The sequence below is a fragment of the Streptomyces sp. NPDC003300 genome (assembly GCF_040610915.1).
Taxonomy (GTDB): domain Bacteria; phylum Actinomycetota; class Actinomycetes; order Streptomycetales; family Streptomycetaceae; genus Actinacidiphila.
This window is the reverse complement of the sequence record NZ_JBEXNE010000006.1, coordinates 386,953-400,394: the sequence shown is the minus strand read 5'-3', so window position 1 is coordinate 400,394 and position 13,442 is coordinate 386,953. Positions and strand designations below refer to the sequence as shown.

Below are 13,442 nucleotides of genomic sequence, written 5' to 3'. Positions count from 1 at the left end.
GAGTAATTCACTCACGCACCACAAAGCTCATCGGGAGCGTCCCGGTATTCGGGCACGACAAATTCCGGACGCGGGCTGAGGTACGTACGTGAACAGGGCGGCCGTCTTCCTGACGGCCGCCCTGTCCGCGTGCACCGAACGCGGTCAACTCACCGTGTCCGGTGGGCTATTCGCGGGCCGCGCCCGCCGCCGCCGGGTTGGCGCGCAGCAGCGCGCGGGCCGGAAGGGCGGTGGAGAGCAGGCCGATGACCGTCGCGGCGCCCGCGAGGCCGAGAGCCGTGCCCGGCGGGATGTACGGGCTCGCGCCGGTCAGACCGCGGGCGATCGGGACGAGGGTGATCCACGCGATGGCACCGCCGATCAGCAGCCCGGCCGCGGCGACCAGCAGCGCCTCCAGGCGGACCATGCCGAGCACCTGGCGGCGCGTGGTGCCCGCCAGCCGCAGCAGCGCGACCTCGCGGCGCCGGTCCAGCACCGTCATCACCAGCGTGTTCGCGGCGGCGACCGCGGCGAATCCGCCGAGGACGGCGGCCATGACGCTGTTCGCCCAGGCGTTCAACTCCAGCTCCTTGTCGGCCTGCTGGCGGTACCCGGCGCGGTCGGTGACCGTGAGCCCGGCGACGCCCAGCCGCGACAGGTCCCGCGCGACGGCCGTACGGTCCGCGCCGGGCGCGTCGTGCACCAGCACCTGCGTGTCGTACGCCGTCCGCGCGTGGTCGGCGACCGCCGTGCGCGGCATCAGCAACTGGCCGATGCCCAGGCCGCGTTCGTACGTCGCCACGACCGTGGGCCGCACCCGGGTGCCGTCGCCGAGCCACAGCGGGATCCGGTCGCCGACCTTCACCTTCGCCGTACCGGCGAGCAGCGAATCCACGGCGACGGTCCGGCCGTCACCGGTCAGCGCGCTCAACGAGCCGGTCTTGACGCCCAGTTGGAGGACATCGGGCAGCTTGCCCGGGTCTCCGGAAACGCCCAGCAGGGACGCGGAGTTGAGCGAGCCGGAAGCCCGGTAGAGCGCGCCGGTGCGCAGGACGCCGACCGCGCCGTCCACGCCGGGCACCTTCGCGGCGCGCTGCGCGGTGTCGGCGGGCACCCCCGCGCCGGACGAGCCGAGCACCTGGTCGGCGACGACGCCGTCCTTGATCTGGTGGGCAGCCTCGTGCTTGAGCGAGCCCTGCATGCACAGGAGCGTGCCGCAGAAGGCGGTGACCAGCACGATCGGGGTGATCGCGGAGGCCAGCCTGCGGGCGTTGGCCCGGCTGTTGGCGGCGGCGAGCTGCGAGGCGGCGCCGCCCGCCCGCAGCGGCAGGCCGAGCAGCGCGGCGGCGGCCCAGGCCACGACGGGCCCGAGGAAGGCCACGCCGACCATGAAGCAGAAGACGATGCCGAGGGCGACGTTCGCGGCGTCCTCGCCCGTGGTGTGCGCGGCGACGGCGGCCAGGACGCAGCCCCCCGCGACGGCCGCGGCGCCGAGCACGGTCCTGATGACGCCGGGCCTGCGGCGCTCCACCGCGGCCTCGCCGAGCGCCTGGCTCGGCCGGGCCTTCGACGGGCGGCGGGCGGCCAGATATCCGGCGGCCAGCGCCGCGAGCAGGCCCGCGCCGACCGCGCTCACCATCGGGATCCAGCCGGTGCTGAGCGTCACCCCGGCCGGGACGGCGTCCCGGTGGACGAGCTGCCTCACCCACCAGCGGGCCAGCGCCACGCCGGGCAGGATGCCCGCGGCGCCCGCGATCGGCGCCACCAGCATCGCCTCGGTCGCCACGGTGCGGCGGATCTGCCGCGGGGTCGCGCCGACGGCGCGCAGCAGCGCGATCTCCCGGCCGCGCTGGCCGATCGCCAGCGCGACGGTGCCCATCACCACGAACACGGCCGTCGCCGTGGCGATCCCGCCGAACGAGGCGCCGATGGCCGTCAGCATCTCCTTGCCCTCGGCCAGCTCCGGGTGCTCGGCGAGACCGCGGCCGTCGCCGGTGCGCACCTTCGCCGGGTCGCCGGGGGCGCCCTTGACCGCGGCCTTCACCTGCCGGGCCAGCTCGTCCGTGCTCACGCCCTTGGCGGGCAGCACGGCGATGGCGTCGGTGCGGCCCGGGTGTCCCGACAGGCGGTCGGCGACGGGGTCGGCGAAGTAGGCCGAGGCGCTTGTTGTAGCGCTTGCCCTGGTGCCGTCTTTCGCGCCGGCGCCGGTGCTGGTCTCCGTGTCGGTCAGGCCCGAGACCTTGTACGTGGTCGCGCCCGTCGGGGCGGTCAGCGTGAGGGTGTCGCCGACGCCGACGTGCGCCGCCCGGGCGGTGGCCGCCGACAGGGCGACCTCGCCCGTACCGGGTGCCCGCCCCCGCACCACCATGCTCGCGTCGATCGCGTGGGCGGACCAGTCGCGGCCGGTCAGCGGCGGCAGCGTCTTCGACTGCACCGGGAAGGCCGTGTCGGGTACGGCCGCCGACACGCCCGGCGCGCGGACGATGCGGTCGGCGAGCGCCGTGTCCACGCGGGGCTGGTCCGGCAGCGACGCCGCGTCGCTGTCGGCGTCGTCGCCGTGCCCCGTGGTGATCCGCGCCGACGGGTCGGCCGCCACCACGACGGGCGTGGCCGCGTACCGCACCGGCTTCACATGCGCCGTGATCCCGGTCTGGAGCATGCTGCCGCACGCCGTGATGACGGCGGACGCGAACAGCAGCGCGACGAAGGTGCCCACGAAAGACGCGGGCCTGAAGCGCACGGAGGCGCGGGCCAGGCCGTTCATGCCGCCGCCCCCACCCGTCCCGCACCGCGCCCGGTCTCGCGCTGGGTCAGCGCCACCATCCGGTCCGCGACCGCCGTCGGCTCGGGGTGCCACAGCTCGTCAGCGAACGAGCCGTCCGCCAGGAACAGCACGCGGTCCGCGTACGACGCCGCCACCGGGTCGTGCGTCACCATCACCACGGTCGCGCCGAGCCCGTTCACCGCGTGCCGCAGCAGCCCCAGCACCTCGCGGGCCGTCCCCGTGTCCAGCGCCCCCGTCGGCTCGTCCGCGAAGATCACGTCAGGCTCCGTGACCAGCGCCCGCGCGATGGCCACGCGCTGCTGCTGCCCGCCGGAGAGCTGGCCGGGGCGGCGCCTTCCGTGGCCTTCCAGGCCCACCTGGGCCAGCAGCTCCGCCACCCGGCGCCGGTCGGGGCGCTCGCCCGCCAGGCGCTGCGGGAGCTGGACGTTCTGCTGCACGGTCAGCGACGGCAGCAGATTGAACGACTGGAACACGAACCCGATGCGGCTGCGCCGCAGCTCCGTCAGCCGCTTCTCGCTCAGCGCGGTGATCTCCACCCCGCCCAGCAGCACCTGCCCGGCGCTCGGCTTGTCCAGTCCGGCCGCGCACTGGAGGAACGTGCTCTTCCCCGAGCCGGAGGGGCCCATCACCGCCGTGAAGCTGCCGCGGGGCAGCCCCAGATCGATGCCGCGCAGCGCGTGTACCGCGGCCTCGCCGCGGCCGTATGTGCGCCGCACTCCTCTCAGCTCCACCGCGTACGGCGCGTACGCCGCGTCCGCCGTGGCCGGCGTGCCTGTCGTTTCGGCGTCCGCCGCCTTCTGTGCCCGCTTGCGTTCGCGCCGCGACGCCATCTCTTTCCCCTCAGCTCAGTTCGCTTCCCGACCCTCTCGACGCTACGGAGCCGCGCTCCCCCGAACCATGGCGTCCCCTGGCGTCCCCATGGTGGGGACAACCCCCGTCCCGGCGTGACGGCTGCCGCCGTTGTCTTGTCTTGCCCACCCGCCCACCCGTGCGGGTGTTTTCTTCGTCTGCGGGTGCCGCTTGTGCCTGGTCGGTGCCGGTCCGGGGCACCTCCTCGAAATGCGGCTACCTGGCCTTGCTCATCCGGCACCCCTCTTGTCACCGCATTTCTGCGGGGGCACCCCGGCCCGTCCCCTCCCGGTACGTCGGCGTCCGACGGTCCGGAGGGGGGTGGGCGGGCTCGGGTGCGTCGGCGCCCGCCTGCCGGTGGGGGTGCCGGGGCGGGGGTGGGTGGGCTGGGGTGCGTCGGCGTCCGGCCGCCGAGGGGGTTGCCGGGGAAAGGGGGTGGGGTGGTCGACCCATGCTGACAGGGTGACGGCCCCGCCGGTCACATCACTTACTGGACTCTCGCTGTTGCCCAGACCTGGAACAGTGAAAGGGCCTCGGTCAGGTTGCCGGGTCCACACGCGATGTGAAACGCCCCCTCGGCCGTCCGAGTCATCACCCAGTCGTGCTCACCTCGCATGACCCGCTGTGGGGAATACTCCCGGGTCGCCAAGTCCGTCTCCTCAAGATCAATCGTCACGGCCCAGCCCGGGTTGTCGAGCGTCTCGATCTTCACGCCCCATCCGTGTTCCCAGTCGCCATCGCACTGTGAGGCGTACCAGCTCTGCAACCAGTCAAGGACATGCTCGGATTTGGACATAGACGCAGATGCTAGAAGCTGTCCGACGGATCGGGCCCGCAGCCAGAGTCGGATCGCTGCGACGGTGACCATCCCGTGAAAGACATAGGCCCGCTTGTCGTAGCGCGTCGCGACGGCCCTGAAGTGTTTATTCGAGCTGGTTGACCGTGCGCTCGACCGTGTTGCGTCGCTTGTACATCTCCTTGTCGAAGCCGGCGGGTCGGCACCCTTTACCGCCGCGGCTTCGGCGCTTGGCCCGCTGGCCTTTGGGCTCGGGGTGGTGTGCTTGATTTGAGTCCTTCGCCGGACCGGTGCTGCCGGGGCGTTGACCTTTTTTCGGGACACGCGGACGTCCGCGAGGCGCCCCCGTGGCATGTTGATCAGCACGGCACGAGGTGGAATTGATGCTGACCATGCTCCAGTACGGACCCGGCAAAGGATCCCGTTGATCACCCGCCGGTGATCGCACCAACGCCCGCCCCAACCCCCCAGACTTCGGCAGAAGCGACTCAAACCGCATCCACTCGTCGTTGGTCGGATCACCCCGCCGCACGACCAGAACAACGACCACATCATCAGATGGTCACAAAGATCCGCCGGACAGGCCCTAGGCGAATCGGGCTACTGGATGGTGTCGGGAAGGTCTGGGGCAGCGGTGTCGGCTACAAGTTCGGCAAGCTCGAAGCGGTACTCGAATTGCTTCATGTAGCCCTCGACACGGAGGACGTATGTCCGCTCGGAGCACTTGAACGCCTGCCTGCGCCGGGGTTTGCGCACGTCGCGGTCGAAGGTGTTCACCAGGTTGAGGAAGACGCCCGGCGCCTCCTCATGGCTGGCCTCGAACTCGGTGAGGGTGTCAACCCGATAGGGCCCGTGAGGCGAACCGCCGACCGGACTTATCAGGACCATCCATCGGGCCACGCCAGCTCCTCGCCCATCGCATGAGAGTGATCAACACCCCCATTCCACCCGACCCGGCTGACGATCACCAACAGCCCACCCGCCAGCCGCCCAGAACCCGGCCCCCATCCACCCCCTCCTCCTCAGCCACAGCGGACCGTCGGACGCCGACGTACCGGGAGGGGACGGGCCGGGGTGCCCCCGCAGAAATGCGGTGACAGGGAGGGTGCCGGATACGCGGGGGCAGGCAGCCGCATTTCGAGGAGGTGCCCCGGACCGGCACCGACCAGGCACAAGCGGCACCCGCAGACGACAAAGCACCCGCACGGGTGGGCGGGGCGGGAAAAGACAAAGCCCTGGCGGCGAGCCGTGGAACGGAAACGTGCCGTGCGAGGATGGGCGTCTCATCTGACGAGAAGGAGTGGGCCACCGTGCCTGGTACGAACCTCACGCGTGAGGAGGCGCAGGAGCGTGCGCGCCTGCTCACCGTGGACGCTTATGACATCGAGCTGGACCTGCGCGGCGCCCAGGAGGGCGGCACCTTCCGGTCGGTGACCACCGTACGGTTCGAGGCCGCCGAGGCGGGAGCGGAAACGTTCATCGACCTGGTCGCCCCCCTCGTGCACGAGGTGGTGCTCAACGGCGAGCCCCTGGACGCGGCAGCCGCGTTCAAGGACTCGCGGATCGCGCTGCCCGGCCTGCGCTCCGGCGAGAACGAGCTGCGGGTCGTCGCGGACTGCGCGTACACCAACACCGGCGAGGGCCTGCACCGGTTCGTCGACCCGGTCGACAAGCAAGCATATTTGTACACGCAGTTCGAAGTACCGGACGCCCGCCGCGTCTTCGCCAGCTTCGAGCAGCCGGATCTGAAGGCGAGCTTCGCCTTCACGGTCCAGGCCCCGGCCGGCTGGACGGTGATCTCCAACTCCCCGACGCCCGAGCCCCCGGCGGACGGCGTGTGGGTGTTCGCGCCGACCCCGCGCATCTCGTCGTACATCACGGCCCTGATCGTCGGCCCGTACGCGTCGGTGCACAGCAGTTGGGAGGGGAACGGCCGCAGCGTGCCGCTGGGCATCTACTGCCGTCCCTCGCTGGCGGAGTACCTGGACGCCGAGGCGATCTTCGAGGTCACCCGGCAGGGCTTCGACTGGTTCGAGGAGAAGTTCGCGTACGCGTACCCCTTCCCGAAGTACGACCAGCTCTTCGTGCCGGAGTTCAACGCGGGCGCGATGGAGAACGCGGGCGCGGTGACGATCCGCGACCAGTACGTGTTCCGGTCGAAGGTCACGGACGCCGCGTACGAGACGCGGGCCGAGACGATCCTGCACGAGCTGGCGCACATGTGGTTCGGCGACCTGGTCACCATGGAGTGGTGGAACGACCTGTGGCTGAACGAGTCGTTCGCCACGTACACCTCGATCGCCTGCCAGGCGTACGCACCGGGCTCGAAGTGGCCGCACTCGTGGACGAGTTTCGCCAACTCGATGAAGACGTGGGCGTACCGGCAGGACCAACTGCCGTCCACGCACCCGATCATGGCGGAGATCAACGACCTGGACGACGTGCTGGTCAACTTCGACGGCATCACGTACGCCAAGGGCGCCTCGGTGCTGAAGCAGCTCGTCGCGTACGTGGGCGAGGACGAGTTCTTCGCGGGCGTGCAGGCGTACTTCAAGCGGCACGCGTGGGGCAACACGCGGCTGGCGGATCTGCTCGGCGCGCTGGAGGAGACCTCGGGGCGCGACCTGAAGACCTGGTCGAAGGCGTGGCTGGAGACGGCGGGCATCAATGTGCTGCGGCCGGAGGTGACGGTGGCCGAGGACGGTACGGTCGCCTCGCTCGCGGTACGGCAGGAGGCCCCGGCGCTGCCCGTCGGCGCGAAGGGCGAGGCCGTGCTGCGCCCGCACCGGATCGCGGTCGGCGCGTACGACCTCGTGGACGGCAAGCTGGTACGGACCCAGCGCGTCGAGCTGGACGTCGTTGGCGAGTCGACGCAGGTGCCGTTCCCCGCGGGGACGCCGCGCCCGGCCGTCATCCTGCTCAACGACGACGACCTGTCGTACGCGAAGGTGCGGCTGGACGAGCAGTCGCTGGCCGTGGTCCGCGACCACGTCGGGGACTTCACGGAGTCGCTGCCGCGCGCGCTGGTGTGGGCGTCGGCCTGGGACATGACGCGGGACGGCGAACTGGCCGCCCGTGACTACCTGGAGCTGGTGCTGCAGGGCATCGGCAAGGAGACCGACATCGGTGTGGTGCAGTCGCTGCACCGGCAGGCGAAGCTGGCGCTCGACCTGTACGCCGACCCGGCCTGGCGCGACACCGGCCTGGCGCGGTGGACCGAGGCGGCGCTGGAGCACCTGCGGACGGCGGCGCCGGGCAGCGACCACCAGCTCGCCTGGGCACGCGCGTTCACCCTCGCGGCCCGCACCGACGCCCAACTGGATGTACTGGCCGGGCTGTTGGACGGCACGGTGACGTACGAGGGACTGGCCGTCGACACGGATCTGCGGTGGGCGCTGCTGTCCCGGCTCGCGGCGACCGGCCGCGCGGACGAGAAGGCGATCGACGCGGAGCTGGCGCTCGACCCGACCTCGGCGGGCGAGCAGCACGCCGCGGCGGTACGGGCGGCGCGGCCGAGCGCCGAGGTCAAGGCGGCGGTCTGGGCCTCTGTCGTGGAGGACGACAAGCTGCCGAACGCCGTGCAGGAGGCGGTGATCGGCGGCTTCGTGCAGACCGACCAGCGCGAGCTGCTGGCCCCGTACACCGAGCGGTACTTCGCGACGGTGAAGGACGTGTGGGACTCGCGCAGCCACGAGATGGCCCAGCAGATCGTGGTCGGCCTCTACCCGGCTCTCCAGGTCTCGCAGGCCACCCTGGACGCCACCGACGCCTGGCTGGCGTCGGCCGATCCGGCCCCGGCGCTGCGTCGCCTGGTCGTGGAGTCCCGCTCCAGCGTGGAGCGTTCGCTGCGCGCCCAGGCCGCCGACGCCGCCGCCGCCGGCTGACCGTCCGGCCTTCTTGCCACCGGGGCCCCGGACCGCCTTCGCGGTCCGGGGCCCCGGTGCGGTTCTTCCGCCAGGGCGGCGGCCCCATCTTTCAGGGGGTACGGGGCTGCGTTCGATGTGCGGCTGCCGCCCTCCTGCGGGTCACCACCCGCCCCGGCGGGGCAGTTCGCTTGTCGCCGGACCACCCGCCGGTGGGGGCTTGTCGCGCAGTTCCCCGCGCCCCTGAAAACCAGGCCCCTCGCAAGGTGAACCCACCGGGGCCGCGTCCCGAAAGACCAGGTCCCGCGCGAGGTGAACCCATGGCTAGGCCGCGAGGGCCGGGGTCGGGGTGGGCGTCGGGCAGGGAGGCACTGGGCAAGGGGGCGCCGGGAGGGGGGCGAGGCGGACCGCGGCAGCGGGAAGGCGGGGCTCGAGGCGGAGGAGAAGGGCGGCGGCGCAGAGCGCCGTGAGGGTGAGCAGGGCCCAGGGAAGCCGGGAGTCGGCGGCGAAGAGGGCCGTGAAGAGGGAAGGGGCGAGGGTCGCGGCCAGGGACCAGGAGAGCTGGTAGGTGGCCATGTAGCGCCCGCGCAGAGCCTCGGGGGCGGCGGCGACGGCGAGCGCGCTGGAGGACGGATTGTGCACCAGTTCGGCGACCGTGTAGAGCGCCACCAGTGCGAACACCCCGCCGGCGACGGCCCATCCGGCCTGCGGCCGTACCGCGCCGAACACCCCGAGCCCCACGAAGGCGGCGGCGAAGATCACCGCGCCGAGCGCGGCGGACCGGGTGCGGCGGGCGCCGCGCCCGCGGACGCGCCCGGCGACGTGGACGCCGCCGACGGCGCACAGCACGGTGTTGACGGTGAAGGCCGCGCCGGTCAGCGACTGCGGGCCGTTCAGGGTGCCCGCGATGAAGAGCGGGAAGAGCACGGCGAGGGCCGAATAGCCCAGCGCGGTGAGGAAGTTGGCGGCGGTGAGGCCGAGGAAGGCCCGGTCGGCGAGGACGAGACGGTAACCGGCGGCGGCGGGCCGCTCGGCCGTCGCGGAACCGTCCGGCACCCGCGAGGCGCGGATACTCCGTATCAGCAGGGCGGCGACGCCGAAGCTCAGCGCGTTGAGCCAGGCGGCAGCGGTGAAGCCGCGGTCACCGGCGACGGTGATGACCAGCGAGGCGAGCAGCGCCCCGGCGCCGAGCCCGGCGTTGCGCAGGGCGCGGGCGGCGGCCTGGAGGCGGTCGCGGTCGACGCCGCTCGCGACCTCGCCGATGTACGCCTGCTGGACGGCGGGGAAGGCGCGGTCGCCGAAAGCGGTGCCGAGGGCCACGACAGCGAAGGCGGGCAGCGAGGTCGCGAAGGGATAGAGCGCGAATCCGGCGCCGCGCACCCCGTAGAGCAGGAGTTGGACGCGGCGGGCGCCGTAGCGGTCGACGGCGGTCCCGGCGAGCGGCAGGGCGCCCATGCCGATGAGCCCGACGACGGTCAGGACGGCGCCGACCACGGCGAAGGAGAGCCCGGTGATGTGGTGGAAGAAGACCAGGCTGAAGGGGATGTACATCCCGGAGCCGACCGAGTCGACGCCCATCGCCCCGAGCAGGGCCCGCTCCCCCGGAATCCGGGCGGCGGCGGGTCGTGCGGTGGTGGCTCGCGTACGCGGCAGCGACATGGTGAAGCTCCCCGATCCCGGTTCCGGTTCCGAACGAAGGCCGACCGGTCAGGTCGACAGAAGATAGCTTAGCACTAAGCTACTTACTTGTAAGCTACTTTCTTGCCGTCGAGCGACCCCGCCCCGATACTGAGGCCATGACTCAGGAACCCCTCGACGTCGTCGACGCCATCACCGGTCAGTGGAAGTCCGAGCGCCCGGACCTCGACACGCTCCCGATGGCCGTCTTCGGCCGGATCTACCGGATCGCGCGCCTGATGGGCGACCGGATGGAGAAGGAGTACCAGCGGTACGGCATCGGCCGCGGCGAGTTCGACGTGCTGGCGACGCTGCGCCGCTCCGGCGAGCCGTACACCCTCTCGCCCCGGCAGCTCTCGGCCGCCCTGATGCTCACCACCGGCGGGATGACCGGCCGGCTGGACAAGCTGGAGCGGGCCGGGCTGCTGGACCGCGCGCCCGATCCGAACGACCGCCGCGGTCTGCGCGTCTCCCTCACCGAGAAGGGGCTGCGGGTGATCGACCAGGCGGTCGGCGCCGGGCTCGCCCTCCAGAAGGCGACGCTCGACGCCGTCGAACCGGCGCAGGCGGAACAGCTCGCCGACCTGCTGCGGCTGCTGCTGGCCGCGTCGGCGGAACCGGGCGCCCGGCGCTGAGACCCGCCACCCGCGGACCCGCCACGCGCAGACCCGTCACGCGCAGACCCGCCACCCGCGGACCCGTCTCCCGCCCGCGCGCCCGACGCCGCGCGGGCAGCACAAAGCCCCCTGGCGCGCCGGGAAGTCCGGCGCCGAGGGGGCGAAGGGGCCCGAGGGCCGAGTGCCGCGGCTACTGCTTCGGGTGCTCCTGCTCCTTGCGGGTCTTGTCGGTCACCATGACCAGACCCGCGATGACCCCGAACAGGACGAGCGGGGCGAGCACGAACAGGCTGAGCGTCTCGATGACGCTCAGGCCGGAACCCGGGTCGTCGCCGTCGTCGCGGGCGAGCGCGAACGCCGGGGTCGACATGAGCAGCATGAGCGTCGTACCGGCGGTGATGACTCCGGCGCGCACGGCCTTCTTGGTGAGCTTCTTGTCCACGCCCTCAATGTAGTGAAGCCCCTCACGGGCCGCGCGCCCGGGGTGTCCTTACGGGTGTTCCGGGCCTTCCGGGTGTTCCGCCGCCCCCGCCCCGGCCACGACGGCCGGCCCGCTCCCGGCCGCGACGGCCGCCCCGGCCCCGGCCCCGGCGGTCGCCGCGCTCCCGGCCGCCGCCGCGACCGCCGTGTCCCCCGCCTCCGCCATCGCCTGCCGTACGTCGTCCACGAGCGCGTACAGCCGCGGCGAGACGGCGATCCGGTCCAGGGTGAGCGGGGTGCCGTCGGCGTCGGCGACGGGCAGCCGCCAGTTCGGGTACTGGTCCCAGGTGCCGGGCAGATTCTGCGGGCGGCGGTCGCCGACCGTGTCCGGCAGCCAGATGCCGACCATGCTCGCGAGCGTACGCGCCAGGAAGCGGTGAACGGCCTTCACCACCGCCTCCTCGTCGACCGCGCCCTCCGGCAGCAGCCCGAGCCGGCCGAGCAGCGCCAGCCACTCCGCGACCTCGGCGGCGTCGGCCGCCTCCTCCTCCGCGAGCGGGCGGGTCAGCAGCCCGAGCCGGTGCCGCAGCTCGACGTGTTCGCCGGTGAGCCGGGCCGCCGTGCTGGGCAGGTCGTGGGTGGTGACGGTCGCCAGGCACGACTCGCGCCACGCCTCGGGCAGCAGCGGACGGCCGTCGCCGCCCTCGGGCCCGGTCCCCTCGTAATCGCGTTCGAACCACATCACCGAGGTGCCGAGGATGCCGCGGCCCGCCAACTCCTCGCGTACGCCGGGCTCGACGGTGCCCAGGTCCTCGCCGATCACCACCGCGCCCGCGCGGTGCGCCTCCAGGGCCAGCAGGCCGAGCATCGCCTCCGCGTCGTAGCGGACGTAGGCGCCCTCGGTCGGCGGGCGGCCCTCCGGCACCCACCAGAGCCGGAACAGCCCCATGACGTGGTCGATCCGCAGGCCGCCCGCGTGCCGCAGCATCCGCGCGATGAGGTCGCGGTACGGCGCGTAGCCGGTCGCGGCCAGCGCGTCGGGGCGCCAGGGCGGCAGACCCCAGTCCTGGCCGCGGGAGTTGAAGGCGTCGGGCGGTGCGCCCACCGACATGCCCGTGGCCAGGACGTGCTGCATGGACCAGGCGTCGGAACCGGCGGGGTGCACGCCCACGGCCAGGTCGTGCACGACGCCGATGGTCATGCCCGCGTCCCGCGCGGACCGCTGCGCGGCGCCGAGTTGGGCGTCGGTCAGCCAGCTCAGCCAGCAGTGGAAGTCGACCCGGTCCATGTGCTCGCTGCGGGCCCGCGCGACCTGCGGCGAGCGCGGGTCGCGCAGCCCCGCGGGCCACTTGTGCCAGTCGGCGCCGTGCAGTTCGGCCAGGGTGGACCAGGTGGCGTGGTCGTCGAGGGCCTGGCCCTGCTCGGCGAGGAAGTCGACGTAGGCGGCGCGGCGGCCGGGGCTCAGCGGCACCTCGCGCAGCAGCTCCAGGGCCTCGGCCTTCAGCGCCCAGACCGCGTCCCGGTCGATCAGCGCGTCCTTGAGCAGCACGGTGTCGCGCAGCGCGGCGGCCCTGCGGGACAGCGCGTCGGCCTTCTCCCTGGCCTCGCCGGACAGGTACGCGTACTCCGGCACCTCCTCGATCCGCAGGTACACCGGGTCGGGGAAGCGGCGGGAGGACGGGCGGTACGGGGAGGGGTCGGTGGGCGGGCCGGGGACGGCCGCGTGCAGCGGGTTGATCTGGACGAATCCGGCGCCCAGCGTCCGTCCCGACCAGGCGGCGAGGTCGGCGAGGTCACCGAGGTCGCCCATGCCCCAGGAGCGCTGCGAGAGCGTGGAGTAGAGCTGCGCCATGAAGCCGAAGGCGCGTCCCGTCGGGCCCGCCAGCCGCTCGGGCGCCACGATCAGGTCGCCTCTGGAGGTACGTCCGTCGGCGGTGGCCGCGCGCAGCGCGTACCGCCCCGGCGGGGGCGTCACGGCGGGGTCCAGCGCCTCGCCCGTCTCGGTCTCGACGGTGAGCCGGGTGTCCTCGGGCAGTGCGCGCAGCGCCTGCGCGAGTGTGCCGCGGCCCGATCTGAGCACCGTGCACGGCGGGAGCAGCCGGTTGGCCCGGCGCGTCTCGTACGCCGTGAGGGCGGACTTGACCGCGCTGGGCGTCGAGGCGTCCACGCCGAGCGCCGCGAGGACGGCGACGACCGTCTCCTCCGGCACCGGGACCTCCCGCCCGGGTGCCGGCCGGTACGTCACGTCCACGCCATAGAGCCCGGCAAGCCGCACCCGGTCCATCGGGCCTCCGCATTCGTCAGTCAAGGGGTTGATCGGTCGGTCACGCGTCCTCGCTCGCACGGGTTTGTCCCGGGAGCCGCACTGACCCCTACCCCGACGCCGCGCGCTGTACCCGGAGGCGCGCCGCGCCGCTCGTTCGAGGGGAGTTCCGGAAGGCGGCCCGCGGCCCGTC

9 protein-coding genes and 1 pseudogene are annotated in these 13,442 nt (G+C 72.9%); 2 read left to right on the top strand and 8 right to left on the bottom strand.

What is annotated here, in order from left to right:
* Positions 1-166: 166 nt before the first annotated feature.
* The 5 genes and pseudogenes from ABZX65_RS12595 to ABZX65_RS12575 form a co-directional block, all read right to left on the bottom strand.
* On the bottom strand, positions 167-2,743 hold the full coding sequence (locus ABZX65_RS12595) for an FtsX-like permease family protein (protein ID WP_355337189.1): 2,577 nt from the start codon (positions 2,741-2,743) through the stop codon (positions 167-169).
* Entirely contained in the window at positions 2,740-3,594 is an 855-nt protein-coding gene (locus ABZX65_RS12590) for an ABC transporter ATP-binding protein (protein ID WP_355337187.1), read from the bottom strand. Before ABZX65_RS12590 ends, ABZX65_RS12595 begins: the two co-directional genes overlap by 4 nt.
* Before the next feature lie 506 nt (positions 3,595-4,100).
* Entirely contained in the window at positions 4,101-4,409 is a 309-nt protein-coding gene (locus tag ABZX65_RS12585; protein WP_355337259.1) for an immunity 53 family protein, read from the bottom strand.
* Positions 4,410-4,445: 36 nt separating this feature from the next.
* A pseudogene (locus tag ABZX65_RS12580) lies at positions 4,446-4,941 on the bottom strand (hypothetical protein); the annotation flags it as partial.
* 68 nt (positions 4,942-5,009) lie between these two features.
* Positions 5,010-5,309: a hypothetical protein gene (locus ABZX65_RS12575; RefSeq protein ID WP_355337185.1), complete on the bottom strand. Its 300-nt coding sequence runs from the start codon at positions 5,307-5,309 to the stop codon at positions 5,010-5,012.
* 410 nt (positions 5,310-5,719) lie between these two features.
* Here ABZX65_RS12575 and pepN point away from each other — a divergent pair, with 410 nt between their 5' ends.
* Positions 5,720-8,293 (top strand): aminopeptidase N, encoded by a 2,574-nt coding sequence (pepN, locus tag ABZX65_RS12570; RefSeq protein ID WP_355337183.1) that lies wholly within the window; start codon positions 5,720-5,722, stop codon positions 8,291-8,293.
* A 303-nt stretch (positions 8,294-8,596) separates the two neighbouring features.
* Here pepN and ABZX65_RS12565 read toward each other — a convergent pair whose 3' ends face one another.
* Positions 8,597-9,931, bottom strand: a complete 1,335-nt coding sequence (locus tag ABZX65_RS12565; protein WP_355337181.1) for an MFS transporter — start codon at positions 9,929-9,931, stop codon at positions 8,597-8,599.
* Positions 9,932-10,068: 137 nt separating this feature from the next.
* On the opposite strand from ABZX65_RS12565, the gene ABZX65_RS12560 reads away from it, so the two are divergent.
* Positions 10,069-10,584 (top strand): MarR family transcriptional regulator, encoded by a 516-nt coding sequence (locus ABZX65_RS12560; protein ID WP_355337179.1) that lies wholly within the window; start codon positions 10,069-10,071, stop codon positions 10,582-10,584.
* Between the two features lie 172 nt (positions 10,585-10,756).
* Here ABZX65_RS12560 and ABZX65_RS12555 read toward each other — a convergent pair whose 3' ends face one another.
* Both ABZX65_RS12555 and malQ read right to left on the bottom strand, forming a co-directional pair.
* Entirely contained in the window at positions 10,757-11,008 is a 252-nt protein-coding gene (locus ABZX65_RS12555; protein ID WP_188282296.1) for a hypothetical protein, read from the bottom strand.
* Positions 11,009-11,056: 48 nt separating this feature from the next.
* Positions 11,057-13,270, bottom strand: coding sequence for a 4-alpha-glucanotransferase (gene malQ / locus ABZX65_RS12550; protein ID WP_355337177.1), 2,214 nt, complete (start codon positions 13,268-13,270; stop codon positions 11,057-11,059).
* Positions 13,271-13,442 lie beyond the last annotated feature (172 nt).

What these genes read in the sequence shown, in the direction of transcription:
- ABZX65_RS12595 (WP_355337189.1), bottom strand. Translation starts at nt 2,743, where the DNA reads ATGAACGGCCTGGCCCGCGCCTCCGTGCGCTTCAGGCCCGCGTCTTTC.
- ABZX65_RS12590 (WP_355337187.1), bottom strand. Translation starts at nt 3,594, where the DNA reads ATGGCGTCGCGGCGCGAACGCAAGCGGGCACAGAAGGCGGCGGACGCC.
- ABZX65_RS12585 (WP_355337259.1), bottom strand. Translation starts at nt 4,409, where the DNA reads ATGTCCAAATCCGAGCATGTCCTTGACTGGTTGCAGAGCTGGTACGCC.
- ABZX65_RS12565 (WP_355337181.1), bottom strand. Translation starts at nt 9,931, where the DNA reads ATGTCGCTGCCGCGTACGCGAGCCACCACCGCACGACCCGCCGCCGCC.
- ABZX65_RS12560 (WP_355337179.1), top strand. Translation starts at nt 10,069, where the DNA reads ATGACTCAGGAACCCCTCGACGTCGTCGACGCCATCACCGGTCAGTGG.
- malQ (WP_355337177.1), bottom strand. Translation starts at nt 13,270, where the DNA reads ATGGACCGGGTGCGGCTTGCCGGGCTCTATGGCGTGGACGTGACGTAC.